Below are 25,669 nucleotides of genomic sequence, written 5' to 3'. Positions count from 1 at the left end.
ATATCTGTAAAGTTTGACAACCGGACTTCGCAGCCCGTTCCGCGCTGCACAAATCGGGCTTAGCTCCAGGTCATCGCCCAATCACATTTTCGACGGGGACTTTTGGCAGTGACCTACCAGAGCAAGATCACCGAAGCCGGCCAGACCATTGGCACCGAGCCCAACTGGAACGGCATCGAAGCGGAATCGGTCGCGCGCATGCGCCTGCAGAACCGCTTCCGTACCGGCCTCGACATCGCGCGTTACACCGCACGCATCATGCGTGAGGACATGGCCGCCTATGACCGTGATCCCGCCAACTATACCCAGTCGCTGGGTTGCTGGCACGGGTTCATCGGCCAGCAGAAGATGATCTCCATCAAGAAGCATTTCGGCACCACCAAGGGCCGCTACCTCTACCTCTCGGGCTGGATGGTCGCGGCGCTGCGCAGCGAGTTCGGGCCCCTGCCCGACCAGTCGATGCACGAGAAGACGTCGGTTCCGGCGCTGGTCGAGGAACTCTACACCTTCCTGCGCCAGGCCGATGCCCGCGAACTGGGCATGATGTTCCGCGATCTGGACAAGGCGCGCGCGGCGGGGGCCGAGGTGGAGGCCAAGCGGCTTGAGCACGCCATCGACAACCACGAAACGCATGTCGTGCCGATCGTCGCCGATATCGATGCGGGCTTCGGCAATGCCGAGGCGACCTACCTGCTCGCCAGGAAGTTCATCGAGGCCGGCGCCTGCTGCATCCAGATCGAGAACCAGGTTTCGGACGAGAAGCAGTGCGGCCATCAGGACGGCAAAGTCACCGTCCCGCATGAGGACTTCATCGCGAAGATCCGCGCCGTCCGCTACGCCTTCATGGAACTGGGCGTCGATGAGGGCCTGATCGTGGCACGCACCGACTCGCTGGGCGCCGGGCTGACCAAGCAGATCGCCTTCACCCGCGAGCCGGGCGATATCGGCGACCGCTACAACAGCTTCCTCGACTGTGAGGAGATCGCGGCGGGCCAGGTCGGCCACGGCGAAGTGCTGATCACCCGCAACGGCAAGCTGATGCGTCCGAAGCGCCTGCCTTCGAACCTCTACCAGTTCCGCAGCGGAACCGGCGAGGATCGCTGCGTGCTCGACTGCATTCATGCGCTGGAGAACGGTGCGGACCTGCTGTGGATCGAAACCGAAAAGCCGCACATCGGCCAGATCGGCGGAATGGTCAGCCGCATCCGCGAGGTGATCCCGAATGCCAAGCTGGTCTACAACAACTCGCCCAGCTTCAACTGGACGCTGAACTTCCGCCAGCAGGTCTACGATGCCTGGGAAGCGGAAGGCCGCGACACGGGCGCCTATGACCGGGCGAAGCTGATGAGTGTCGACTATGACGGCACCGAACTGGGTAACGAGGCCGACGAGCGCATCCGCACCTTCCAGAAGGATGCGGCGCGCGAGGCGGGGATCTTCCACCACCTCATCACCCTGCCGACCTACCACACCGCCGCACTGTCGACCGACAATCTGGCGAAGGAGTATTTCGGCGAGGCGGGCATGCTCGGCTACGTCAAGGGCGTGCAGCGTCAGGAAATCCGCCAGGGCATCGCCTGCGTGAAGCACCAGAACATGGCCGGATCGGACATCGGCGACGACCACAAGGAATACTTCGCCGGCGAGGCCGCACTGAAGGCCGGCGGCGCCCACAACACGATGAACCAGTTCGCTGCCTGACAGCGCAAAGAGACGAACTTCGAAGGTCGCCGGGAACCGTCCGCGGCCGCCAAGCAAGGAAAGGAAGGTAGATGACCACCATGACCACCGAACCGGCCCGCGCCCGCGCGGTGCTTTCGAACCAGGATTTCAAGCTGCTGCAGGAAGCCGTGCTCTTCTACATGCGCGCGCATGAGGACGATCCGATCTCGTCGCAGTACTCGAACCTCTATCATCGTCTCGGGAGCGCCGGTCGGCGCTGAGCGATAACCGGATACGAAGAATGATGGTGCCGGAGGATCAACCGGCACCGAAATCCCGCCTTGGTCAAAAGCCGGGCGGGACCACTCAAGACCTTTCCTGGGGAGGAAAGCCGCCCGTCGCACTTCTTGTGCGGCGGGCTTTTTCATCGGCTATCGGAATATCCGGATCGCCGGGATAGGCGGGCAGAAACGATACTCGCGCATATTGGTCGCGCCCGCTCGTCCCGTCGCATCCGCATTGACAAGAAAATTAACGGCTTGCCTATATCCTCAGCTGCCAGCTTGGGGGCACCATGTTGATTCCTGGGGACGAATTCAAAGGCGATGCAAGCGAAACGGCGGGTGAACCGGCGATCGCGGACGCGCACGAATCGCTCGAGGCCGCCCTTGCCGCCGCCTCGCGCGCCGAACGTCTGCTGCGCGACGCCATAGAGGCGTTGCCGCAGGGAATCGTGATTCTCGACGAGGATGATCGCTACATCCTGTGGAATCGCCGCTACGAGGAAATCTACTGCCGCTCCGCCGACCTGCTGAAGCGGGGCGAGAAGCTGGGCGATACCTTGCGCATCGGCGTGGCGCGGGGGGACTATCCCGAGGCGATTGGGCGCGAGGAGGAATGGCTGGCCGAACGCGTGGCCAAGCTGCGCCAGCCCGATTGCCGCCACGAACAGCGCCTTTCCAACGGCCGCTGCATCCTGATCGAGGAACGCAAGACCGAAAGCGGCGGCACCATCGGCGTGCGGGTGGACATCACCGACATCAAGCAGCGCGAGGAAGCCTTCCGCCTGCTGTTCGAACAGAACCCACTGGCCATGCTGGTCTATGACGATGCCACCGGCGCCGTCCGCTCGGCCAACGAGGCCGCCTGCCGCCTGTTCGGCTATTCCGGCGAACAGATCGCCGGCATCGAAGCCGTCCGCCTGTTTTCCGCGCCCGACCGCGAAACGGCCGCGCAGATGCTGGCCACCGATTGCCCCGAAGGCGATTCCTGCTGGCGCCTGCTCCGCCGCGATGGCGGCACGGTGGAGGCGATGGTCTCCACCCGGCTTTCGCAGCTGGAGAACGAGACGGTGACGATCGTCTCGATCGTCGACGTGACCGAACGGCGCCGGATCGAGCAGCGCATGGCCCACATGGCCCGGCATGACGAACTGACCGGCCTGGCCAACCGCGCGCATTGCCGCGAATACCTGAGCCAGGTGCTGGAACACGCCTCCCCGGCGGACACGGTGACGCTGGCCTTCGTCGACCTCGACCACTTCAAGGCGGTGAACGACACCTACGGCCACCACTTCGGCGACATGCTGCTGACCGATGCGGCGCGGCGCATGCGCGAACTGATTCCGCCCGGCGCGCTGCTCTGCCGCATCGGCGGCGACGAATTCGCGATCATCTTCCGCCGTTCCAGCCAGACGCAGGCGGAACTGGTTTCCAAGTCGATCATCACGGCACTGAGCGAGCCGTTCTTCGTGCACGGCAACATGCTGCACATCGGCGCCACCATCGGCTTTGCCAGCGCCCCTTACGATACCACCGATCCGCAGACCCTGCTCCGCTACGCCGATCTGGCGCTCTATGCCGCGAAGGGAGAGCGGCGCGGTTCGTGCCGTGGCTTCGAAGCCCGCATGGACGAGGCCGCGCAGGCCAAGAGCCGGCTTGAGAAGGACTTGCGCAAGGCGGTTCAGGAAGGCGGGCTGGCGGTCCATTACCAGCCGCTGGTCAATCTGGAGACCGGCGAGATCGAATGCTGCGAAGCGCTGCTGCGCTGGGACCATCGCGAGCGCGGGCTGGTCTCCCCCGAAGTGTTCATTCCGCTGGCCGAAGAGCTGGGTCTGATCGATCAGGTCGGCCGCTTCGTGCTCAATTCGGCCTGCCGGGAGGCAATGACATGGCCGCCGCAAGTGCGCCTTTCGGTCAACGTCTCGCCCCTGCAGTTCCGCAACGGCAACCTGCTGAGCACGGTGATCAACGCACTCTCCGCATCGGGACTTCCGGCCGAACGGCTTGAACTGGAAATCACCGAGGCCGTGCTGATGGAACGCGGCCCTCGCCCGGCCGCGATCATCCGCAACTTGCGCGCCTTCGGCATCGGCATTTCGTTGGACGATTTCGGCACCGGCTATTCCTCGCTCAGCTACCTGCTCAATTACCCCTTCACCAAGATCAAGATCGACAAGTCGTTCATCCTGAACCTCCAGCGCGAGGCCAATTCGCGCGCGGTGATCCGCGCCGTGATCGGCCTGGGCCGCAGTTTGGGCGTGGCGGTGGTGGCCGAAGGGATCGAGCGCGAGATGGAGCGCGAGTACTTGCGCACCGAAGGCTGCACGCAGGGGCAAGGCTTCCTGTTCGGCCGCCCCGGCCCGGCCGGCACGATCACCTTCGAAGCGCGCGAGACCGGCAGCCGCGACGCAGCCTGACGCGAGCCGCATTGCGGTCTGGCCCAAGCTGGGGCCCGCTCCGCTTGACGCCCATTCGCGATGCCGGGCATGGTCCGCACAGTCCGGACCTCCCTCCCCCCGCCACGGAGCCGCTTGATGAAAAGCATCGCCACGCTGACCATGAACCCGACGATCGACGTGTCGTACGACGTCGGAAAGGTCCGCCACACGCACAAGATGCGCACCGACAATGAACACTATGCGCCGGGCGGCGGCGGCATCAATGTGGCCCGCGTCTTCGTGCGCCTGGGCGGCAACGCGCGCAGCTATTACCTCTCCGGCGGCGCCACCGGCCCCGCGCTGGACGGACTGATCGACCTGCACCAACTGGTTCGCACCCGGATCGAAATCGAGGGGCCCACCCGCATTGCCGCCGACATCCTGGAGCACGAAACCGGCAAGGAATACCGCTTCACCCCCGCCGGCCCGCAGGTAAGCGAGGCGGAATGGACCCACGTGCTGGAGGTGCTGGCAGAGGCCGATTGCGACGTGATGGTGATGAGCGGATCGCTGCCGCCGGGCGTGCCGACCGACTTCTACGCCCGAGTCACCCGTCTGCTGCGGCCAAAGGGGATAGAGATCGTGCTCGACACTTCCGGCGCGGCCCTGGCCGCCGGGATCGAGCAGGGCGAACTGCTGCTGGTGAAACCCAGCCAGGGCGAACTGGCGCAGCACGCCGGCCGCACGCTCGACACGCATGAGGCGATCGGCAAGGCAGCGATGGACATCGTGGAAGCCGGCAAGGCGCGTCTCGTCGCCGTCACCATGGGCCATGAAGGCGCGCTGCTGGCCCATGCAGAGGGAACCCGATTCCTTCCCGCACTGAAGATCGATGCCGCCAGCGCAGTCGGCGCCGGCGACAGCTTCGTCGCGGCCATGGTCCACGCGCTGTGCCGGGGGGACGACGATCTGGCGGCCTTCCGCATCGGCCTTGCCGCAGGTTCCGCCGCCGTCCTGCGCGCCGGTACCGACCTTGCGCGGCCCACCGACATCGCACGATTGCTGGAAATGGTGGAGCCGGCCTGAGGCCGTGAGGAAACCGCACGGCGCACCATCAAAGACGCTATCTCGCGCCGCGGCGAGGTGCTATTGACGTATACGTGAACTACGCGATTCCCCACCGCTTCCCGATCGGCATCGATCCCGAGGACATCGACTTCATGGGTCATGTCAACAATGCCAGCTACTTGAAGTGGGTGCAGGCTGCCGTGCTCGATCACTGGCGCGCGATTGCGCCCACGGAAGCGATCACGCAGCACCTGTGGGTCGCGATCAAGCATGAGATCACGTACCGCAAGCCCGCCTTCCTGGAAGATGACGTGATCGCCACGGTCCTGCTGGAAAAGGTGCAGGGCGCGCGCGCATTCTACGAAACCGTGATCCGCCGCGGTGAGGAAGTTCTGGCAGAGGTCAAGTCCAGCTGGTGCTGCCTGGATGCCGATACCATGCGCCCCGCGCGACTGGCGCGTGACGTGATCCAGCGCTTCTTCTCGACTGAGGAAGTCGAGTAGGCAGTTCGCGTCTGCCGGGTTGCGTTGGGCCACCCCGCTGCTGCTAAGTTCACCTGTGGCTCACCAGACCTCGTAGCCCTCTCCCTTAACGAGGTGGGCCGATGCCCCGCCCAACTAAACCCTGATCGCCCTTAAGCAGAACGACCAGATCGCCTCTGCCAGTACCTCTCGCTCGGCACGATCGGGGGCGCGGCCCTCCTCTTCCAGCAAGAGCGTGTGCACGGTGGTCGAAACGAGATTGTAGATCAGCCGCGCCTGCAGCGGCGGATCGGCCTGGCGAAACACGCCTGCCGCCATCCCCTCGGCGATATAGCCCGCGATCAGGTCCAGCAGCGGCTCCAGCGCCGCCTTGAGTTCGGCCGGGCGCTGCTGCGCCAGCCGCAAGTGTTCCCGGCTGAGCGCGGCGCTGCGCAAATGGGCGCCGGCGACCGGCATCTGCCCCAGTTGCGCCTGCCCCACCACGATGCCGCGCACCACGCCCTCCAGCGCTTCGGCCGGGCCGGCGGCATCGGCGGTCATCGCCCGGAACTGGTGCGCGGCAGCGCGCAAGGTGGCATCGAACACCGCCAGGACCAGATCGTCCTTGCCCTGGAATCGTTCGTAGAACGCCCGCCGCGCCAGTCCCGTGCGCGCCAGCACGGCGCGAATGGTCAGCCCTTCCAGCCCCGCCTCGTCCAGCAGATCATGCGCGGCGGCGATCAGCCTGCGCGTGCGATCCTCGGCGACATCGTCGAAGACCACGGACTGGTCGAGGCTCTGGTTCATGGTGGCCATCGCCAAAGGGTTATCGCCTCCGCACCGCATGGTCCAGCCCCGCCCCCGCGCACGGCGATGGAGGCGAGATTGACTCGTCGCCTCGCTTCGCGCTACAAAATCGAGAACAGCGTTCTCAAAGCAACGCGACGGACAGGAATTCAGGAGAGCAAGATGCCCAAGGTCACTTACGTCGACCATTCCGGCCACGCGACGACGGTGGAGGTCGAAGCCGGCGAAAACGTCATGCGGGGCGCCCTCTACAACGGGATCGACGGGATTACCGGCGAATGCGGCGGCGGCCTCTCCTGCGCCACCTGCCACTGCTACGTCGATGACGCATGGACCGGCACGGTGGGCGGCCCGGCTTCGCAGGCAGAGGAAGAACTCCTCGAATCCGCGGCGGACGAGGTGAAGCCTTCCAGCCGCCTGTCCTGCCAGATGGTGATGACCGACGCGCTCGACGGGCTGGTCGTCCATCTTCCCGAACACCAGTTCTAAGCGGGAGAGAAACGATGCCGATCGACGCCGCCAACCCCGTTCCGCCCAGCTTCCCGCGCCATGTGGGGATGGATCAGGTTCCCGATCACGTGCCCGCCGATCTGGTGCGGCAGGTGGGGCTGACCTTCGGGCCGGAATTCCTGGCCTCCCCGCACGATTTCATGGCCGCGCTGCACGAAAAGCAGCCGCCGATCTATTACGACGTCAGTCCGATGGGCAACATGTGGCACCTCACCAAGCATGAGGATGCGCTGTTCGGCCTGCGCCATCCGGAAGTGTTCTCGAACGAAGGCGCCACGCCCTTCCCGCGCGATCCGGACGACTATTTCTATTTCATCCCGATCGAGATCGATCCGCCGCACCACCGCAAGTATCGCAACATCGTCGATCCGGTGTTCAGCCCGCAGGGCGTGCTCAAGCTGGAAGGGCTGATCCGCGAACGCGCCAACGCCCTGATCGATGAGATCGAAGCCAAGGTGGCCGCCGGTGGCACTTGCGAATTTACCGAGGATTTCGGCCGTCCGCTGCCCGTCGCCGTATTCCTGGACATCATGGGCCTGCCGCAGGACATGCGCGATACGTTCGTGTCCTGGGCGATGGACCTGCTCCATTCCAACGACCGCGCAATCATGGGCGGAGCGATGCGCAACATCACTGCCTATCTGAAGGAAGCCATCGCCGAAAAGCAGGCCAATCCGGACGACGGCGTGGTCAGTCGGATCGCCCATGCCGAACCGGGCGGCGTGCCGATGTCCGAAAAGGAGATCTTCGGCTTCGTCTGCTTCCTGTTCATCGCCGGGCTGGACACCGTGTTCGCCACGCTGAACAACATCTGGGCCTGGCTGGCGGAGAACCCGGAAAAGCGGCAGGAGATCATCGATCGCCCCCAGGACATCGACAAGATCGTCGAGGAACTGCTGCGCCGCTGGTCGGTCACCTTCTCCGGCCGTGTGCTGGACAAGGATCACGAAATGCGCGGCGTCCAGATGAAGAAGGGCGATCGCGTCACCTTCATCCTGCCCGCCTGCAACTTCGACCCCGAAGTCTTCCCCGATCCGCTGACGGTGGACTTCGACCGTCCACGCAAGACCATCCTGGCCTTCACCGTGGGCGTGCACAGCTGCATGGGCGGGCACCTTGCCCGTCTGGAAGTGAAGATCGCGCTGCAGGAATGGCTGAAGCGCATCCCGAACTTCGAACTGAAGCCCGGCACCCGGATCGAGTACCGCCCCGGCGGCGTGATCGGGCCGGAAGAAGTGCCGCTGGTCTGGTAAATACCGGCGTCAGCAGAAACGGAAAACGGGGGCGGCGGGAAGCAGCCCCCGTTTTCCGTTTCCAGCCCGTTTCCCGAGCCTGACCGTACCGATCTTTTGGGGAAAAAGGCGGGGGCGGCGGCGCAAGTCGTTTGCCGAATTGCGCCGCCGGGACGAATCCGCGCCGCCCCTTGCGCGCGCCCTGCCCCCCTGCGGTCCACCGGGACCCATGCGACCTCGAAGGACTCTCCGGCGGAAAACACGGGATGATCGTTGCCTCAGCTACGGGCCGCGATGCGCGCGGCGCTGCCGGCCGGTGATGCCGGCAAGGCTGGGGCAATCCTCTCCCAAATCCATTATCCATGAGAACATCTGTCTTCGATCAGCGGCCTTCCCTGGTCTGGAGCGCGAAGCTGTCTGAAGCGGATGTGCAGGATCGCATCGCGGCAAACCGCTGGAAAGGCGGGATCGATCCAAATTCGAGTGAATTCAGCGTCGTGTCATCCGGATTTTCCGCAAGAGAACTGCGGCAGTGCCGCGCATTGCTGCATTGGTTAACCGACCGAAAACGGAGATAATTGGGCGAATACGCAGCGCCCGATTATGCCTTCACCGCGAACAGGCTGCCGAAACCCCGTCTGCACCGGCCCCGATGATGCTGCAGCAATGCAACAGTCGGCCACAGTTAACCGGTCCATTATTCGCCGATGCAAATTCAGACTTTGCGAAACCGGAAAAATGTTTCAAGGTGCAAGGCGAAGGGCTGTTATCGGCCTTACCGGTGTTGGGAGAGAGCGCGCCGGGGAGAGTCAAAAACTCTCCGGCGCGCCGATACCTTCGCAGGTGCAGCATTATTTGCATATCTTGAATTCGCGCCCCTGTCCTTCGGAAAACGAGGACAGGGGCGCAGTTCGTTCGGCCATCCGCCCGGCGATTTTTGCGCAGTTGCAGCATTAGTCGTATCAACTTGAAGCTTAAGCAAAAGCGGCAGGTGATTCGCGGGAGCCAAAGGTTCGAATCGCCGGGACAATGGACTGGTCGAGATGCCGGATATCGAATGCGACGTCCTGATCGTCGGCAGCGGGATCGGCGGGCTTACCGCCGCGATTGCCGCGCGCATGGCCGGCCTGGATACGCTGGTGATCGAGCAGGACCTGCTGGTCGGCGGCCCTTCATCGCTGTCCAGCGGAATGCTCTGGCTGCCCAACAGCCCGCTGATGCGGCGCGACCGCGTACTTGATTCGCGCGGCGAAGCGCTCCACTACCTTGCCAACTTCGTGGCCGAGGGGGACCCCGCCTCCACGCCCGAGCGTCGCGCCGCCTTCGTCGACGGGGTGGCGCCGCTGGTGGCACTCTACGATGCGCGCGGCGTGCCGCTGCACCGCTGCGAAGGCTATCCTGACCATTACGACACCCTGCCCGGCGGCCATGCCGAAGGGCGCGCGGTGGAAACATCGGTGATCGACGCGGAAAGGCTTGGCTCCTGGCGCCGGCGCATCCGGCCGCAAAGCCTGCCGATCCCGGCGCGCGCATCCGAACTGGCACGGCTTGGCCGCACCGGCACGACGTGGGAAGGCAGACTGGGCGCGGTGCGGCTGCGCTGGCGGCGGCTTGCCGGCAAAGTGCGCGCGCAGGAGCTGTTCACGGCGGGCGCGGCATTGCAGGCGCGGCTACTGCTGGCCGCACTGGAACTGGGCGCCGAAATCCGCACCCGCACCGCGCTATTGGGTCTGGAAAGCGAACGCGGCCGCGTGAACGGCGCGATGATCGATTGCGAAAGCTGGCACCGCCGCGTTCGTGCCCGCCATGGGGTGATCGTGGCCAGCGGCCGCGTGGCACCCAACGCATCGCAAGGCAGCGATGGGGACGGTGTCGGCGATGCGATTTCGGCGATGACCGGGCTTGGCGCCAGCACCGCCTGGATGAACGAAGCCTGGCGCTTCGTGCGCCTCGCTTCCGAACGGGCACCGCCGGCTCTGATCGTCCTGCCGGCACTGGCCAAGCCCCACCTGGTGATGGTGGACGCGCGGGGCAACCGCTTCGTCAACGAGGCCGCTCCACCGATGGAAGTAGGACGCGCCTGCCTTGCCAGACAGAGAGCGACCGATGACGCGCCCGGCGCCTGGGCGATCTGCGACGCCCACCATCGCGCACTTTACCGCTTCGGTCCGTTTCGGGCCGGAACGCTCCCGCGTGAACGGCTGCGCGACGGCACGATCTTCAAGGCCGGCACGCTGGATGCGCTTGCCCGCGCCTGCGGCATCGATCCCGCCGGCCTTCACGCCACCGTGACGCACTGGAACGGCATGGCCGCCCATGGAAAGGACACGGAGTTTTCCAAGGGTGCCTCCGCCTACGACCGTTATCACGGCGATCCGCGCCAATACCCCAATCCCTGCCTGGGGCGCATCTCGCAGCCGCCGTTCTTCGCCGTTCCGCTGCGCGCGGAAAGCTTGGGCACTTGCGGCGGCGTGCTGGTCGATGCCCATGCGCAAGTGCTGCGCGGCGATCTTCGCCCGATCCCCGGCCTCTACGCCATCGGCGGCTGTACCGCGCCGCTTTCCGGGCCCAACGACATTGCCCCCGGCTTCGCCGCCGGCGTCGGCGCGGTGTTCGGGATGATTGCCGTGCGCCACATGGTCGGATAGGCGGGCCGCTCCACTCTACCCCGACAGGTTCCGCTTGCCCCGCTTCTCCCGCCCCGACACCGCACAGGCGCGCCTGCTCTGGTCCATCGCCCTGCCCGCGATGCTGACCAATCTGGCCACGGCGCTGTTCGGTCTGGCGGACATGTGGGCGATCGGCAGGCTGGGCGACGCGCCGGCGCAAGGCGCGGTGGAACTGGGCGCCAAGTTCATGATGGCGCTGCTCAACGTCTTCAACTTCCTGCGCACCAGTACCGTGGCGCTGACGGCACAAGGGGCGGGCCGTGGCGACGCGCAGGCACAGGCGGCCACGCTGGCGCGCGCCATGGCGGTGGCGCTGGGGATCGGCACCCTGCTGATCGCGGCGATGCCGCTGGCAATCCCGCTGGGGCTGGACTTGCTGGATGCCAAGGCGGCGGTGCGCGAAAGCGCACAGCACTACATCGCCATCCGCTATTGGGCGGCGCCGCTGTGGCTGGGCAATTGCGTGCTGGTAGGCTGGCTGATCGGCCAGCGACTGGTGCGCCACATCCTGGTGGTGGAAGTGGCGGCCAATGCGGTCCACATCGCGCTAGATCTGTTCCTGGTGCTGGTGATGCACTGGGGCGTTTCCGGCGTGGCGACGGCGACGCTGACGAGCGAGGGGTTCAAGTTCCTCGTCCTCGCCGTGATCGTGCTCAACCGTCCGGCCGCGCGCGCCGCCTTCGCCGCCATGCGCCAGCGGGTGACGTGGCGCCGCGCCGATCTGGCCGCCCTGTTCGCGCTGAACCGCGATCTGTTCCTGCGCACCCTGCTGCTGACGGCGGTGCTGCTGCTGTTCGCCCGCACCGGCGCGCAGGGCGGGCCGGTGACGCTGGCCGCCAACGGCATCCTGTTCCAGCTGTTCATGCTGGCCACGCTGATCCTCGACGGGTTCGAAAGCGCCGCACAAGTGCTCTGTGGCGAGGCGCTGGGCGCCGGCGAGCGATCCCGCTTCAACGCCGCCGTTCGCGCCGCGCTGTTCTGGGGCGGAGTCACGGCTCTGGCGCTGACGCTGGGCTATGTACTGGGCGGAGAGGCGCTGGCCGCGCGCTTCAGCACCGATTCGGCCGTGATCGCCCGCGCCGCGCAGTTCGTGCCGTGGGTCATGGTGCTGCCCATCGCCGGCTATGCGTCCTATGTGCTGGACGGCGTCTTCGTGGGCGCGGGTTGGACGCGGGCGATGCTGGGGACGATGGCGGTATCCATGGCCATCTACGGCGCGCTGATCTGGCTGCTGCACCCGCTGGGCAATGCGGGATTGTGGACGGCCTTCACGCTGTTCTTCGTCGCCCGCGCGGGCAGCCAGTTGGCCGTGCTGCCGCGCAAGGTCCGGAGCAGCTTCAGCGCTTCCTGAAAACGACCGTAAGGTTGTTCGCCGGCATCTCCACCACGCGTTCGAGGGTGAGGCCCTGCGCCTCCGCCCGCCGCGCGACGTCTTCCAGCAGGCGTAGCCCCCATGCCGGATTGCGGCGCTTCAGATCCTCGTCAAAAGCGGCATTGCTCGGCTCGATCGCATGGCCCTCGCGCCGATAGGGGCCGTAGAGCACCAGCGGTGCGTCAGCGGGCAGCAACCGTCCCGCCGCCGCCATCAATCCTTCAGTCGCCGCCCATGGGCTGATGTGGATCATGTTGATGCAGACCACCGCATCGGCATGGGAAACCGGCCAATCCGGCGCGGCGGCGTCGATTTCCAGTGGCGCGAGGAGGTTGGGCACGCTCTCCGCCTCACGCCACGCCGCAATCGACGCGCGTGCATCGGCATCCGGATCGCTGGGTTGCCAGTCAAGGTGGGGAAGACCGCGCGCGAAGTGCACCGCGTGTTCGCCTGTGCCGCTGGCCACTTCCAGCACCGTGCCCGATGGCGGCAGGATATCGGGCAGGAGATCGAGGATCGGATCGCGATTGCGGGCAACGGCGGGTGCGGTACGGCGAAGGTCTGACATGGCGTGGGGGTAGCCCCGGCCGATTACGCCTGCAAGAAGCTCACTCCCACAAGCCCAGCGAGTCCATGTCGTCAGGCTCTGGCGGGTCCAGCGGCACTTCGCACAGCGTCTCGCTATCGTCCAGAAAGCCGCAGAATCGCTGGTGCAGTGCTTCCAGATTGATCCGGCGCATCTCCGCCGCGCTGAACCCGGCGGCGACGATGGCGGCCAGCGCGCGCTGCTTCTGGGCGATCAGGTCGATCGCCTGAAGTTCGCGCACATGCCGCGCGGCAAAGTCCTCGTCCCGGCAGAGCACTTCGCCCAGCGCCTCTATCTCTGCGCCCAGTTCCACCAGCACGTCGGCCATGGCGACGAACTTCGGCACCATTAATTTGGCATCGTGGATCATCCGTTCACGCCGCCAGGACCGGTGCGTCCGACGCGCTGAGCGCCTGCAGGTCCAGCACCATGACCATGCGATCCTCTATCGCCACCAGCCCTTCGAGGAACGGGATCACTTCGTCCCGGCCGGCGCTGGGCGGGGCCTGCAGGGCTTCGGAATTGAATGCCACGATGTCCGATACCGAATCGACGATCAGCCCCTGCGATTGCGTATGGGCCGCATGTCCGTCCACCTGGCAGACGATGATCGCGTGGCGCGGCGTCGCCTCGGTCGGCGTCCAGCCCAGCCGGGCGGCAAGGTCGATCACCGGCAGCACGGTGCCGCGCAAGTTGACCACCCCCGCTACGTAATGCGGCACGCGCGGCATCGGGGTTACCGGGGTCCATGCCCGGATCTCGCGGATCGACATGATGTCCAGCGCGAAGATCTGGCCGGCGACTTCGAAGGTGATGAGTTCACGATGCATGGTTTTCGGCCTTTCAGTGGGCGACGCGGCGCACGGCCGCGACCAGCTTGTCGGTATCGAACGGCTTGACGATCCACCCGGTGGCCCCGGCGGCACGGGCGCGGGCCTTCTTCTCGTCCGAACTTTCGGTGGTGAGGACCAGGATCGGCCGATCGCGATGGCGGGTGCCGCCCCTCACCTGCTCGATCAGGCCGAACCCGTCGAGCCGGGGCATGTTGATGTCAGTGATGACGACATCCACCTCGTTCGCGGCAAGCCATTCCAGCGCGGACATGCCGTCATCCGCCTGCGCGACATCGAAGCCGTTGGTGGACAGCGCATGGTTGAGCAGCGCGCGCATCGATGCGCTGTCGTCGACGGTGAGGACACGGGTGGTCTTGGACATCAGGGGCCTCGTTTCCTTCAGAACAGTTCGACTTCGCCGCGCTGCGCCAGTTGGGCGGGGGCCAGCGCAGCGGCAGGTTGGGCAACGGAATCGGGCGCGTCGGACGCGGCGACGGTGCGGCACCGCACCAGTCCCGAGGCGGGGCGGAAATCGACGCGGCGGGCACTGGCGCCGCCCAGATCCTGCTTCACCAGCTCGATCCGCTCCCGCACCAGAAACCCGCGCGCGAATTCGGCGTTGGCAGTGCCGATCCGCTGCATCCCGGCGCGGATATTGGCACCGCCGTACAAGTGCGCGCGCAAACGATCCTTGCGCGCGCCGTAGGACAGCATCTCGTTGATCAGCATCTCCATCAGGTAGACGCCGTAATGCACGTCCACCTCGCCCCGCGTGTGGCTGGCAGGCGGTTCGGACAGCAGGAAGTGGTTCATGCCCCCCAGCTCCGCCACCGGATCGTAGAGGCAGCTGGCAACGCAGGAGCCGAGCACGGTACCCAGTTCCACACGCGGCCCGGCGCTGACCTTGAACTGGCCTTGCAGCACGGTCAGGCGCAGGGGCTCTCCGGTGCTCGCAGGGCCTGTCGGCGTGGGCTGGAAAGTCATTGCCTCAGGCCGCCTTGTTGAACGCATGGCGGGCGATGCGCCCGATCGGGGCGACGACGCGCGCGGCCCCCAGCGAGATCGCCGCGCGCGGCATGCCGAACACGGTGCAGGTCTGCTCATCCTGCGCGATGGTGTGCGCGCCCGCCTCGCTCATGGCCAGCAACCCGCGCGCGCCGTCCTGCCCCATGCCGGTGAGCAGGATGCCGACAGCGCCCGGCCCCACCTCCTTCGCCACGGAAGCGAACAGCGCATCGACGCTGGGCACATGGCCGCTGACGGCCGGCCCGCGCCGCAGCCGCGTCGTGAGGGTGGCGCCGCCGCGCACGGTCAGGTGATGATCGGCCGTGGCCGCCAGATAGACGTGGCCGGGCAGCAGGGGCATGTCGGGCTCCGCCACCTGCACCTGTGCCGGGCCGGCTTGATCCAGGGTTCGGGCAATGGCCGGCGCGAAGCGCGGGTTCACGTGCTGGACGATCATGGTCGGCGGGCAATCGGCGGGAAATTCGCGCAACAGCACCTGCAGCGCCTCCACCCCCCCGGTCGAGGCGCCGATGGCGATCAGCCGGGTATCGCGCCGGATCGAACGTCTGCTCTCCTCGGCCACCACCGGGGCGGTCTTGCCGGGCTTGTGGAACTTCACTTGCGCGGCATCGCGGATCAGTTCGGCCAGTTCGCCGCCGTCCTGCAGGGCCAGCTTGCCGGTGGGGTCGTACTTCGAATAGCAGCCCACCGCCCCCAGCCCCAGCGCACGCGCGGTAACGTCGTTGCCCTCCTGCGTGGCGCCGGAAACGATGATCACCGGCGTCGGCCGCAGGGTCATGATCTTTTCCAGGAAATCGAGCCCGTTCATCCCCGGCATCTCGATATCCAGCGTGACCACGTCGGGATCGAGCCGCTTGATCAGCGCCCGCCCCTCTGCCGCGTCGGACGCGGTGCCGACCACTTCGATATCGTGCTGCTCGCTCAGTCGCGACATCAGGATCGCGCGCATGGTGGCGGAATCGTCGACGATCAGGACCCGGATACTCACGCCTCGTTCCTTTTGTAGATGGTGGGACCGACCAGCCGCAGCATGGCGGCAGCCGGACCGGTCACGCGTTCGGAATGGCCGATGTAGAGAAAGCCGCCGGGGTTGAGCGCCTGCGCATAGCGGGCAACCAGCCGCTCGTTGGTGGGGCCGTCGAAATAGATCATGACGTTGCGGCAGAAGATCGCGTCGAAACGGCCTCTCATCGGCCAATCGCCCAGGAGGTTCAGCTGGCGGAAGCGCACGATCGAGCGGACCGGGTCCGCCATGATGGTCTCATCCCCCCGCGTGCTGCTCCACACCGTGCGCAGGTCGGCGGGCACCGGCTCCACGTCCTTGGCCGCGTAAGTCGCTGCCCGTGCCTTGGCCAGCGCATGGGGGGCGATGTCGCTGGCCAGCACCGCCAGATCGCGCCGCGCCAGGTCCAGCCCCTGCCTTCGGTCCGGGCCCAGCAGGGTCATGACCATCGACCATGTCTCTTCCCCGCTGGAACATCCGGCGGACCACAGCCGCACAGGCTGCCCGGCGTGCAGCTTGCGGATAAGCTGCGGGCGCAGTTCCGACGCGACATGTTCGAAGTGATGCGCCTCGCGATAGAAGAACGTGTGGTTGGTGGTGAGCGCCGCCACCGCACGGGCCAGCTCCGCCCCGTCTATCCGCATCAGTTCGATATAGCGCCCGAAGCTGACCGATCCGGTGGACCGCACCAGCGGGGCCAACCGCGAATAGACCAGCATCGCCTTGCCCTGCGGCAGCACGATGCCGACCTCGTCATAGACGATCTTCGACACCGCCGCGAAATCGCGCGCGCTGTAAATGTCCGGGCTGATGCCGGGGATCGGATCCATGGTGAGGGCCGGAACGGTCACGCGGCGTGTCTTTCATGGCCGGATCGGTCGTGATTGGGCCTGTCGTGATTGGGGCGGTCGTGATTAGGGCGGTCCTGCTGCGGCAGCGCGCAGGCCACCAGACTGTCGACATCGACGATCAGCGCCACGCGCCCGTCGCCCAGGATCGTCGCGCCGGCCACGCCTTCCACCACGCGGAAGTTTGTCGCCAGGCTCTTGATCACGAACTGGCGCTGGTCCTGAATGTCATCCACCAGCAGCGCGGCCTGCCCGGCGCTTTCGGTATCGACCACGACCAGGACGCCTTCCTCGGGCGAAGTCGCCCCCAGCGGCGAACCCAACGCATCCTTCAGCGCGATCACCGGGATGAACCGCCCGCGCACGTTGAGCATCGCCTGACTGGAGCCAAGGCCCTGCACCGCCCCTTCTTCGGGGCGCAGGCTCTCCACCACATGCGCCAGCGGCACCACCAGCGTCTGGTCGCCCACGTTGACGATCATCCCATCGGAAATCGCCAGGGTCAGCGGCAGGGTAAGGAGGAAAGTCGTGCCCTTGCCGGGCGTGCTGTCGATAGTGATGCGCCCGCCCAGATCCTTCACGTTCTGCCGCACCACGTCCATGCCCACGCCCCTGCCGGAGATGTTGGACACCACTTGCGCGGTGGAGAAGCCGGGCGCGAAGATCAGGTTGTCGATCTCTTCCGCCGAAAGCTGCACATCGGCGCCGACGATGCCCTTCTCCACGGCCTTGGCCAGCACGCGTTCGCGGTTGATGCCGGCGCCGTCGTCTCCGATCGAGATCAGGATGCGGCCCGAACGATGTTCGGCCGAAAGCGTCAGTGTGCCTTCGGGCGACTTGCCGGCGGCGATGCGTTCCTCCGCCGTCTCTATCCCGTGGTCCACCGCGTTGCGGATCAGGTGGGTGAGCGGTTCGCCCAGCCGTTCGATCACCGTCTTGTCCAGCTCGGTGGTCTCTCCAAAGACTTCCAGCTTCACGTGCTTGCCGGTGGTCGCGGCCAGATCGCGCAGGATGCGGGGCACCCGGCTGAACACGCTGCCGATCGGCTGCGCGCGGATCGACATGGCGCTTTCCTGAATGTCACGCGTCAGGCTTTCGAGCAGCGACAGTTCCTCGGTCGCGGTGACGCCCGCCCCTTCCAGCCGCTGGTCCAGCATGGCCTGCGCGATCACCAGCTCGCCCACAAGGTCGATCAGCCGGTCCAGCTTGAACAGGTCGATGCGGATCGACTGGCCGGTTGCGGCCGGTGCCTGCGTCGGGGCGGCGGTCACGGGCGGCGCAACCGGCGGCGATGCGGACGCCGCTTCCGGCTTGGCGGGCGTGCTGACTGGTTCGGGCGCCGTTATGGAAAGTTCGACGAGGGGAATGTCTTCATCCTTGCCGAAAGCCAGCGCGCAATCGTCACCGATGAAGTCGAAGATGTCGCGCACCGCGTCCTCGGCAACGTCAGAGGGCATCGAGAAAGTCCAACCAAGATAGCCTTCCGACACCACCAGACTGTCGAGCGGCGGCACCGGCGCAGCATCGCAGCGTTCGACCTGCCCGCCCAGCGCCTGAATTTCGCGCAGCATCAGCAGCGGCTCGCTGCCGTTGCGCATGGCACCCGCACGCGGGCGCAAATGGACGTTCCAGCGCTTGTCCTCAGCGGCCGCTGTGTCGAAACCGCCGGTAAGATCGTCCAGCAGGGCATCGAGATCGAGCCCGAAATCGTCGGCTCCGTCGGATGCCGGTTCGGGCTCGGGTTCGGGCTCCGCAACGGCGGCATGGCCGGCACCGGCGCCGCCGACGGCCATCGCCGCTTCCATCTCGGCGATCAGCGCCGCATCGGGGGGCGGCGCCCCACCCTCGCGAGCGGCCTCGACATGATCGGACAGGGTATCGAGCGCGCGCAGCAGCAGGTCCACCAGCTTGGGCTCGATCGCCACCAGCCCCTCGCGCACGTCGGACAGCAGCGTCTCGAACGTATGCGTATAGGCCTGAAGCGCGATGTATCCGAACGCCCCCGCTCCGCCCTTGATCGAATGGACGGCGCGGAACACCGCGTTCACCGTATCGGCGTCCTGCGTGCCTTCGCGGCAGGCCGCCAGGCCCGCTTCGGCAGCGGAAAGCGATTCCTCGCACTCCGCGAAGAAGATCTGCTGGATTTCCTCGGGGCTCACAGCGCCGGCTCCTCGAACAGTTCGGCGATCAGGCCGGTCAGCCGCGCGGCTTCCTCCAGCGCGGGCGAAGCCGTGATCCGCGCCCCACCCCCACTTCGTCGGGCGGACACCAGCAATTGCAGCACCGCCTGCCCGACATGGGCAACGCCGGTGCCGTCGATCTGCGTTGGCGCATTGCCCATCGCGGCCACGAGTTCGGGCCAGAGCGCTTCGGCGGCCGCCCGGTCGCAACGGGCCGGCAAAGTGATGCTGGTCATGAGAAACCCCGTTTTTTGAGTGGCCCCGATTCCGCGCCCACGTGATGCGGAATGCGCGCCGAACGCCCTGTCCTAGCCACGACGATGCCAACACGGCGTTTGCCGCAAACTCAGGCGATGCCCTTATGGCGGCTAAGGGAATTGGTCTCAGGCTGGGGGCTATCGGATCGTTCGGACTCACTTCCGAAAAGGCGAACCCCTCATGCATGACGCCCGCGTCCTGGTGGTCGACGATTCAGCCGCGATGCGCGCGCTGTTCTGCGACGTGCTGGAGCAATCCAAGAACGTCGTCGTCGTCGGCACCGCCGCCAGCGCGGCGGAGGCCCGCGACCAGATCGCCGAACTGCGGCCCAACGTCGTCACGCTGGATGTGGAGATGCCGGGGATGAGCGGGATCGAGTTCCTGGAAGAGATCATGACCACCAACCCGATGCCGGTGGTGATGCTCTCGGCCCTAACGCAAAGTGGCACGGAAACCTCGCTGAAGGCCTTCGAACTGGGCGCGGTGGAATGCTTTCCCAAGCCGCTGAAAGCCACGCCCGAACAGTTCGCCAAGACGGTGGGCAAGCTGGGGAAGATCGTGATCGCCGCCGCCAATTCGAACGTGCGCGACCGCCCGCGCCATCGCGCGCCGAAGGCCGAAAGCACCGGCGCAGGTGGCTATGCGCCCAACGGCAAGATTGCCGCTTTCAGCACATCGATGGGCGGCGTGGACGCGCTGACCGAAGTGCTGGGACACTATCCGAAGAACTGCCCGCCCACCGTCATCATCCTCCAGACCGAGCCCGCGCTGGCCGAGATGTTCATCGCCCGCGCCGACAAGGACTGCGCCTGCGCGGTGAAGGCAGCGGCAGACGGGGCGGAGCTGACGCCGGGCACCGTCCACATCGCGTTCAATCCGGGCAAGCACGTGATCGTGGAGCCCGGCAGCCCGGCCAGGCTGCGCATGGTGGAGCGCGATCCGGTGGAGGGCTTCCGGCCTTCCGCCACGCTGCTGTTCGGCACGATCGCGCGCGGCGGACTGCCCGCAATCGGCGCGGTGCTGACCGGCATGGGCGAGGATGGCGCCAAGGGGCTTAAGCTGTTGCAGGCGGCGGGATGCCGCACGCTGGCGCAGGATCGCGGCACGGCGACGGTGCCGCAGGCTCCGGCGGCGGCGGTTGAAGCCGGCGCGGTGGATGCGGAGCTGAAGCTGGAAGAGCTGGCGGCCGATGTGCTGGGGCAGTGCGGCTCGGCCGAGGGGTAGAAAAGGAAGCGGAGTCCCGCCTTCGCGGGGACGACGGAGCGTAAAGCTTTGAGCGCTTGGGCGCCCGCCTCTCCTGCGGCATCGACCCACTCTCCCACCCGACCACTCATCAGGATACACTCGTGGGTGGGGGAGTGGGCCGGTGCCGCCAAGCCATTCGCGGATGCGAATGGCGCCCGGGCAAAAGCCCGGACAACCAAAAAAAGCCGCCGACGCCAGGGATAGGGGGGGGGGGGGGGGGGAGGCGTCGGCGGCTAGCCGGTCGGCAGGCTAAGGCGGTTAGTGCCCGCCGGAGGCCGGCTTCGCACCACGCGGGGGGCGCGGTGCAATCCAGATGGTGCAGGCAGCGATGAACAGCAGGACCGCGCAGAGTGCGAAGACATGCACCGTGCCCAGCGCCGTCCCTTGCGCGTTGACGAGGTTGGCCAGCGTCTGGCGTGCCTGCTCCATGGAGAAGCCGGCGGCCTGCAACTGATCCATCGTCTGCTGCGCCCCGTTCATCGAGGCAGCCATGTCCGCCCCGTTGGCGCGGCCCATGTCTTCCCAGGTGGTCGTCACCAGAGCCGTGGCGATGGCGCTGGCCAGCGTGCGGCCGAAGTTGGCGATGCCGGCCGCGCCCGCCGTCTCGTCGGGGTCAACCGAGGCGAGGCTGATGGTCGTCAGCGGCACCATGAACAACGACACGCCGATGCCCTGCACCAACTGCGGCCAGGCGATCGTCCAGAACGGAACCTCGGTGGACCAGCTGGTGCGGAAGATCGCGCAGATGCCGATCCACGAAATGCCCAGGAACACCAGCAGGCGCGGATCGAAGCGCTGCATCAGCTTCGGCACGAACGGCGATGCGATCACCGCCAGCACGCCGGAGAAGGCCATCGCCTCACCCGCCTGCGTCGCGGTGTAGCCCATCGATGTCTGCAACCACTGCGGGATCACCACGACCGAGGCAAAGTACGTGCCGAAGGCGATGGTGAGCGAGAACGTGGCGGCGGAGAAGCCGCGATGGCGGAACACCTTCAGGTCCACCACCGGGTGATCCTCGGTCAGTTCCCAGATCACGAACGCGATGAAGAACAGCACCGCGATCACCGCCAGCGTGACGATGAAAGGCGAGCCGAACCAGTCATGCTCGCGCCCAAGGTCGAGCATCATCTGGAACGCGGCGACCCATGCGATCAGCAGGCCAAGCCCGACGACGTCGATCGGCAGCTTGCGCGTGGGCGTCTCGATCCCGCGCAGGATCGTGAACAGGCCGAAGAAGACCAGTATGACGATCGGCACGTTGATGAAGAAGATCCATTCCCACGACCAGTTGTCGGAGATGTAGCCGCCGACGATCGGGCCCGCGATCGGCGCGGTGACGACCGTCATCGCCCACATCGCCATGGCGCGGGGATGCATGTGCTTGGGGAAGATGCGCAGCAGCAGCGTCTGCGTCAGCGGCATCAGCGGGCCACCGCAGAAGCCCTGCCCCAGACGGAAGAGGACCAGCAGCGGGAACGTGTGCGCGATGCCGCAGAGCGCGGAAAACACGCCGAACCCGATCAGCGAAAGCAGGAACACGCGCAGGCTGCCGAAGCGCCCCGCGAGCCAGCCCGTAAGCGGCACGCAGATCGCTTCCGCCACCGCGTAGGAGGTGATCGCCCAGGTGCCGTTCGACACCGAGACGCCAAGGCCGCCGGAAATGTGCGGGATCGAGACGTTGGCGATCGTCATGTCGAGCACGACGACGAAGTTCGCCATCGCCAGCAGGAAGCCGGCGATCAGCAGCTTCGCACCGGTGAAGGTGCCGCTATCTTCCGATCCCGCCGTGCCGGCTCCGGGGGGAGCGCCGGCCATCAGTGGGCGTCCGTCAGATCGACTTCAGCGTCCATCGACAGGCCGACGCGCAGCGGATGTTCCTGCAGTTCCTTGGGATCCAGTTCGATGCGCACCGGCAGGCGCTGCACCACCTTGATCCAGTTGCCGGTCGCGTTCTGTGCCGGGATCAGCGAAAATGCCGCGCCGGTACCGCCGGAGAAGCCAATGACCTTGCCGTGGAACTTCACGCCCGAACCATAGAAGTCCGACGTCAGCGTGGCGTTCTGGCCGGGGCGCACGTTGCCCAGCTGCGTTTCCTTGAAGTTGGCATCGACATAGAGCTGGCCGACCGGAACCACCGTCATGGCGACGGCGCCGATCTGGACCTTCTGGCCGACCTGGATCGCGCGCTTGGCGATCACGCCGTCGATCGGCGCGCGCACCACGGTGCGTTCAAGGTCCAGCTTGGCCTGATCGACCTTGGCCTGGGCCTGGCGGATCTGCGGCGCGGTGGTGACCGTGGTGCCCTGGGTGATGGCGACGGAGGCGTCTTCCTGGCGGCGGGCGCTGATCGCATTGGCCTGCATCTGGGCCAGCGCGGCGCGGGCCTCACCTTCCGATGCCTTGGCCGAAGCCAGCGCCTCACGCGCGGTGGTCAGGTCTTCGGCCGAAACCGCGCCAGAACCGGCCAGTGCGGCGCGGCGGCCGTAATCGGCCTGCGCCTTGGTCAGCGTGGCCTGCGCGGAAGTCAGCTTGGCCTTGGCCGAGTTGATCTGTGCATCGCTGGCGTCTGCCGAAGCGCCCAGTGCGCGGTTGTTGGCGAGCGACTGGCCATACGTGCGCTGGGCTGACGCGAGTTCCGCCTCTGCCTGTTCCAGCGCGATCCGCTGGTCCGCATCCTCGATCCGGAACAGCAGCTGCCCCTTCTTGACCGGCTGCGTATCGGTGACGAGCACTTCGACCACGCGGCCGGAGGTGAGCGGCGTCACTTGCGCGTTATCGGCGCCGACATAGGCATTGTCGGTAGAGACCGAGCGGCTGCCGATGAAGAAATCGTACGCGCCGTAGAGCGCGGCGACGACCACCACGGCAACGCCAAGGCCCACCAGCAGCGGTTTGCGGCGTTCCTTGCCCAGCACGCTGCCGGATCCAGCGTTTTCAGCAGGCGAACCCTGCGCTTCGTCAGTCATTTTCGGGGGCCTTCTTGCTGGAATTGTCTTCGTAACCGCCGCCGAGCGCGCGCTTCAGCGCGACGTCTTCGGAAAGCGTCCGGAAATGGGCATCCACCGCCTGCTGCTGCGCATCGAGCGCGGTGGTCTGCGCGGTCAGCGCATCGAGATAGTTGCCGATGCCGCCGTGGTAACGCTGGTACGCCAGGTCCTGCGCGCGGGAGGACTTGGATGCGGCGTCGGCCGAAGCGCGCTCCTGATCCTGCGCGGCATTGCGGCTTGCCAAGGCATCGGCCACTTCCTGCAAGGCACCGATCAGGGTGGAGTTGTAGTCCGCCACGGCAAGATCGTAACCGCCGCGTGCCTGCGTGTAGTCACCCTTCAGGCGGCCGCCTTCGAAGATCGGCAGACTGATCGCGCCGGTGCCGTTGCCGTAGGTCGAACCGCTCTTGAACAGGTTCGACAGGCCCAGCGACTGCAGGCCGATCAGGCCCGAAATCGAGATGTCCGGCATGAACGCGGCCTTGGCGGCGCCGATCCGCTTGTCCTGCGCCTCGGCACGGAGGCGCGCGGCAACGATGTCGGGGCGGCGGCCGAGCAGGTTGATTCCGGCATCGGCAGGAACCGTGGCCACGGGGATCGCGGTGATCGCGGTCGGCGTGATCGTCAGCCCACGATCGGGGCCGGCACCCAGCAGCGCGGCCAGAGCATGGCGGCGCAGCAGAATCTGTTCGTCATTCTGCGAAAGCGCGACGCGAGCCGATGCGGCCAGTGCTTCGGACTGGCGCAGCGGTGCTTCCTGATCGAGGCCCTGACGCACGCGCTGGCCGGTAAGGTCCACCAGCGTTTCGCGCGCCTTCACCGCGTCCTTCAGCGCTTCGCCCCGCGCGATCAGGCGCGCCAGGTCAAAGTAGGAGGAGACGACGTTGGACGAGAGCATCAGCTCGGCCTGGCGGGCATCGGCCTCGGCAGCCATGCGTTCCGACGTGGCGGCGGCAAGCTGCTTGCGGTTCTTGCCCCAGAGATCGAGGTCGAAATCGCCCGATAGCGCCAGATCGCCGGTGCTTTTCCAGCCATGGGGAACGAAATCGGCAGGAATGCCGTTGTTGTAGCTCTGCTTGGCCATGCCGGCAGAGCCCTGCCCGTTGAGGCTCGGCAGGGTCGCGGCGCCGGCCACTTGGGCCGCGCCGCGCGCCTGCATGATGCGCGCCTGTGCGGAGGCGACATCCGGCGAGCCTGCGAGGGCTTCGGCCACCAGCGCGTTCAGCTGCGGATCGCCATAGGCGGTCCACCACTGCTGCTGCGGCCACTGGGCATCGGCCTGCTGTGAAGACAGCGACTGGGCGCTGTCCAGCGTTGAAGGGGCCCGCAACTGCGGCTTCGGCCCAAGGTCGGGCACCGCGCAGGCGGATAGCGAAAGGCCGACGGCCAGCATGGATGCTGCCGCGACTCGGGGGAGCGGGATCGTACTCATCAGTACAGTTTTTATCGACCTCGACCTTGCCTCTGTCAATCGGAAAGTGTACTGTGCAGTACTGAGATGACAAACGTAGGTAAGAGAGAACTCAACAAGGCCAAGAAGCGGGCAGAGATCGTCGAAGTGGCGACTCGCTCCTTCTTCGACCGTGGCTACGGCGCCACCAGCATGTCTGCGATCGCGGATGAGCTGGGCGGCTCGAAGGCGACGCTGTGGGCGCATTTCGCGTCCAAGGAAGAGCTGTTTGCCGCCGTGGTCGACAACAAGGTGGAAGCCTTCTCGAAGGACGTGGACGAGGTGCTGACCGGGCAGAACTTCACGTTTGCCGCGCTGCGTCGCGCCTGCCTGCGCTTCCTCGACTGCCTGCTGCGCGAGAACTCCGTCCAGCTGTTCCGCCTGGTGGTGAGCGAGGGCCAGCGCTTCCCTGAAATCAACGAGATGTTCTACGCGCGCGGCCCTTCCAAGTTCCGCAATTGCGTGGCCCAGTTCTTCGCAACCAAGTTCACGGAAGAACAAGCGCAGCGGCTGACGCTGCTGATCGTCTCCGCGATGGTTGGCTATCGCTCCGACGTGCTGATGCGGCCGGACAAGCCGACGCTGAAGGACCATGAGGCTTTCGTGGACAACGCGATCGGCTTGATCGACTGGCCCCGCCCCTCCCCCGCCGAAATCCAAGCCGCCTGACCGACCGCCCCTAAGCGGGCTTCACCATCGCACGAAACAAAATTGAACACCGTCTATTTTTAAATTGAACGGTGTATATTTTTGTGCAATCCAAAGCTCGCGATTGCGAATCGGTGGTGGCTTAACCCACCGCAAACGCGT

At 66.2% G+C, this 25,669-nt stretch carries 24 protein-coding genes; 11 read left to right on the top strand and 13 right to left on the bottom strand.

What is annotated here, in order from left to right:
• Window positions 1–108 precede the first annotated feature (108 nt).
• From WBP06_RS02215 to WBP06_RS02195, 5 genes are all read left to right on the top strand, one after another.
• Window positions 109–1,701: an isocitrate lyase gene (locus WBP06_RS02215; RefSeq protein WP_395331436.1), complete on the top strand. Its 1,593-nt coding sequence runs from the start codon at window positions 109–111 to the stop codon at window positions 1,699–1,701.
• Window positions 1,702–1,772: 71 nt separating this feature from the next.
• Complete coding sequence (locus tag WBP06_RS02210; protein WP_395331434.1) at window positions 1,773–1,943, top strand: hypothetical protein; 171 nt, start codon at window positions 1,773–1,775, stop codon at window positions 1,941–1,943.
• 293 nt (window positions 1,944–2,236) lie between these two features.
• Window positions 2,237–4,360 (top strand): putative bifunctional diguanylate cyclase/phosphodiesterase, encoded by a 2,124-nt coding sequence (locus tag WBP06_RS02205; RefSeq protein WP_395331432.1) that lies wholly within the window; start codon window positions 2,237–2,239, stop codon window positions 4,358–4,360.
• 117 nt (window positions 4,361–4,477) lie between these two features.
• Window positions 4,478–5,407: a 1-phosphofructokinase family hexose kinase gene (locus tag WBP06_RS02200; RefSeq protein ID WP_395331430.1), complete on the top strand. Its 930-nt coding sequence runs from the start codon at window positions 4,478–4,480 to the stop codon at window positions 5,405–5,407.
• 74 nt (window positions 5,408–5,481) lie between these two features.
• Window positions 5,482–5,892, top strand: a complete 411-nt coding sequence (locus WBP06_RS02195) for an acyl-CoA thioesterase (protein ID WP_395331428.1) — start codon at window positions 5,482–5,484, stop codon at window positions 5,890–5,892.
• A gap of 114 nt (window positions 5,893–6,006) precedes the next feature.
• On the opposite strand, the gene WBP06_RS02190 is transcribed toward WBP06_RS02195, so the two are convergent.
• Window positions 6,007–6,657, bottom strand: a complete 651-nt coding sequence (locus WBP06_RS02190) for a TetR/AcrR family transcriptional regulator (RefSeq protein ID WP_395331426.1) — start codon at window positions 6,655–6,657, stop codon at window positions 6,007–6,009.
• 162 nt (window positions 6,658–6,819) lie between these two features.
• On the opposite strand from WBP06_RS02190, the gene WBP06_RS02185 reads away from it, so the two are divergent.
• From WBP06_RS02185 to WBP06_RS02170, 4 genes are all read left to right on the top strand, one after another.
• Window positions 6,820–7,146, top strand: a complete 327-nt coding sequence (locus WBP06_RS02185) for a 2Fe-2S iron-sulfur cluster-binding protein (protein WP_395331424.1) — start codon at window positions 6,820–6,822, stop codon at window positions 7,144–7,146.
• 14 nt (window positions 7,147–7,160) lie between these two features.
• On the top strand, window positions 7,161–8,420 hold the full coding sequence (locus WBP06_RS02180; RefSeq protein ID WP_395331422.1) for a cytochrome P450: 1,260 nt from the start codon (window positions 7,161–7,163) through the stop codon (window positions 8,418–8,420).
• A 1,022-nt stretch (window positions 8,421–9,442) separates the two neighbouring features.
• The gene (locus tag WBP06_RS02175; protein WP_395331420.1) at window positions 9,443–11,047 is read left to right on the top strand and encodes an FAD-dependent oxidoreductase; all 1,605 of its coding nucleotides are present in this window, start codon (window positions 9,443–9,445) and stop codon (window positions 11,045–11,047) included.
• Window positions 11,048–11,081: 34 nt separating this feature from the next.
• Window positions 11,082–12,419, top strand: a complete 1,338-nt coding sequence (locus tag WBP06_RS02170; protein ID WP_395331418.1) for an MATE family efflux transporter — start codon at window positions 11,082–11,084, stop codon at window positions 12,417–12,419.
• Here WBP06_RS02170 and WBP06_RS02165 read toward each other — a convergent pair.
• From WBP06_RS02165 to WBP06_RS02125, 9 genes are read right to left on the bottom strand one after another with little or no spacing between them, the layout of a single operon-like run.
• Window positions 12,406–13,008, bottom strand: coding sequence for a DUF938 domain-containing protein (locus WBP06_RS02165; protein ID WP_395331416.1), 603 nt, complete (start codon window positions 13,006–13,008; stop codon window positions 12,406–12,408). The genes WBP06_RS02170 and WBP06_RS02165 overlap by 14 nt on opposite strands.
• Before the next feature lie 40 nt (window positions 13,009–13,048).
• Window positions 13,049–13,396 carry a hypothetical protein gene (locus WBP06_RS02160; protein ID WP_395331414.1) on the bottom strand — a complete coding sequence of 116 codons (348 nt, stop codon included), beginning with the start codon at window positions 13,394–13,396 and terminating at the stop codon, window positions 13,049–13,051.
• A gap of 4 nt (window positions 13,397–13,400) precedes the next feature.
• The gene (locus tag WBP06_RS02155) at window positions 13,401–13,856 is read right to left on the bottom strand and encodes a chemotaxis protein CheW (RefSeq protein WP_395331412.1); all 456 of its coding nucleotides are present in this window, start codon (window positions 13,854–13,856) and stop codon (window positions 13,401–13,403) included.
• Between the two features lie 13 nt (window positions 13,857–13,869).
• Window positions 13,870–14,241: a response regulator gene (locus WBP06_RS02150; RefSeq protein ID WP_132386747.1), complete on the bottom strand. Its 372-nt coding sequence runs from the start codon at window positions 14,239–14,241 to the stop codon at window positions 13,870–13,872.
• Between the two features lie 17 nt (window positions 14,242–14,258).
• On the bottom strand, window positions 14,259–14,843 hold the full coding sequence (locus WBP06_RS02145) for a chemotaxis protein CheD (RefSeq protein WP_395331410.1): 585 nt from the start codon (window positions 14,841–14,843) through the stop codon (window positions 14,259–14,261).
• Between the two features lie 4 nt (window positions 14,844–14,847).
• Entirely contained in the window at window positions 14,848–15,873 is a 1,026-nt protein-coding gene (gene cheB / locus WBP06_RS02140) for a chemotaxis-specific protein-glutamate methyltransferase CheB (protein ID WP_395331408.1), read from the bottom strand.
• Window positions 15,870–16,739 (bottom strand): CheR family methyltransferase, encoded by an 870-nt coding sequence (locus WBP06_RS02135; protein ID WP_395331407.1) that lies wholly within the window; start codon window positions 16,737–16,739, stop codon window positions 15,870–15,872. The genes cheB and WBP06_RS02135 overlap by 4 nt, the downstream gene beginning before the upstream one ends.
• Window positions 16,736–18,895, bottom strand: a complete 2,160-nt coding sequence (locus tag WBP06_RS02130; protein ID WP_395331405.1) for a chemotaxis protein CheA — start codon at window positions 18,893–18,895, stop codon at window positions 16,736–16,738. Before WBP06_RS02130 ends, WBP06_RS02135 begins: the two co-directional genes overlap by 4 nt.
• A complete protein-coding gene (locus tag WBP06_RS02125) occupies window positions 18,892–19,152 on the bottom strand; it encodes an STAS domain-containing protein (protein WP_395331403.1) in 261 nt (86 codons plus the stop codon). Before WBP06_RS02125 ends, WBP06_RS02130 begins: the two co-directional genes overlap by 4 nt.
• A gap of 202 nt (window positions 19,153–19,354) precedes the next feature.
• On the opposite strand from WBP06_RS02125, the gene WBP06_RS02120 reads away from it, so the two are divergent.
• Window positions 19,355–20,398: a chemotaxis protein CheB gene (locus tag WBP06_RS02120; protein ID WP_395331401.1), complete on the top strand. Its 1,044-nt coding sequence runs from the start codon at window positions 19,355–19,357 to the stop codon at window positions 20,396–20,398.
• Window positions 20,399–20,677: 279 nt separating this feature from the next.
• Here WBP06_RS02120 and WBP06_RS02115 read toward each other — a convergent pair whose 3' ends face one another.
• Genes WBP06_RS02115 through WBP06_RS02105 form a run of 3 tightly spaced genes read right to left on the bottom strand, consistent with a single transcriptional unit; the run spans window position 20,678 to window position 24,841 of the window.
• Window positions 20,678–22,237 carry a DHA2 family efflux MFS transporter permease subunit gene (locus WBP06_RS02115; protein WP_395331399.1) on the bottom strand — a complete coding sequence of 520 codons (1,560 nt, stop codon included), beginning with the start codon at window positions 22,235–22,237 and terminating at the stop codon, window positions 20,678–20,680.
• On the bottom strand, window positions 22,237–23,388 hold the full coding sequence (locus WBP06_RS02110; RefSeq protein WP_395331397.1) for an HlyD family efflux transporter periplasmic adaptor subunit: 1,152 nt from the start codon (window positions 23,386–23,388) through the stop codon (window positions 22,237–22,239). The genes WBP06_RS02115 and WBP06_RS02110 overlap by 1 nt, the downstream gene beginning before the upstream one ends.
• Window positions 23,381–24,841, bottom strand: coding sequence for an efflux transporter outer membrane subunit (locus WBP06_RS02105; RefSeq protein ID WP_395331395.1), 1,461 nt, complete (start codon window positions 24,839–24,841; stop codon window positions 23,381–23,383). Before WBP06_RS02105 ends, WBP06_RS02110 begins: the two co-directional genes overlap by 8 nt.
• Before the next feature lie 66 nt (window positions 24,842–24,907).
• Here WBP06_RS02105 and WBP06_RS02100 point away from each other — a divergent pair, with 66 nt between their 5' ends.
• Window positions 24,908–25,528 (top strand): TetR/AcrR family transcriptional regulator, encoded by a 621-nt coding sequence (locus tag WBP06_RS02100; RefSeq protein WP_395331394.1) that lies wholly within the window; start codon window positions 24,908–24,910, stop codon window positions 25,526–25,528.
• Window positions 25,529–25,669: the final 141 nt, after the last annotated feature.

It is taken from the genome of Novosphingobium mississippiense (genome assembly GCF_044029535.1).
Lineage (GTDB): Bacteria > Pseudomonadota > Alphaproteobacteria > Sphingomonadales > Sphingomonadaceae > Novosphingobium.
Note: the sequence above shows the minus strand (reverse complement) of the source record. Positions and strands in the feature narration are given on the sequence as shown.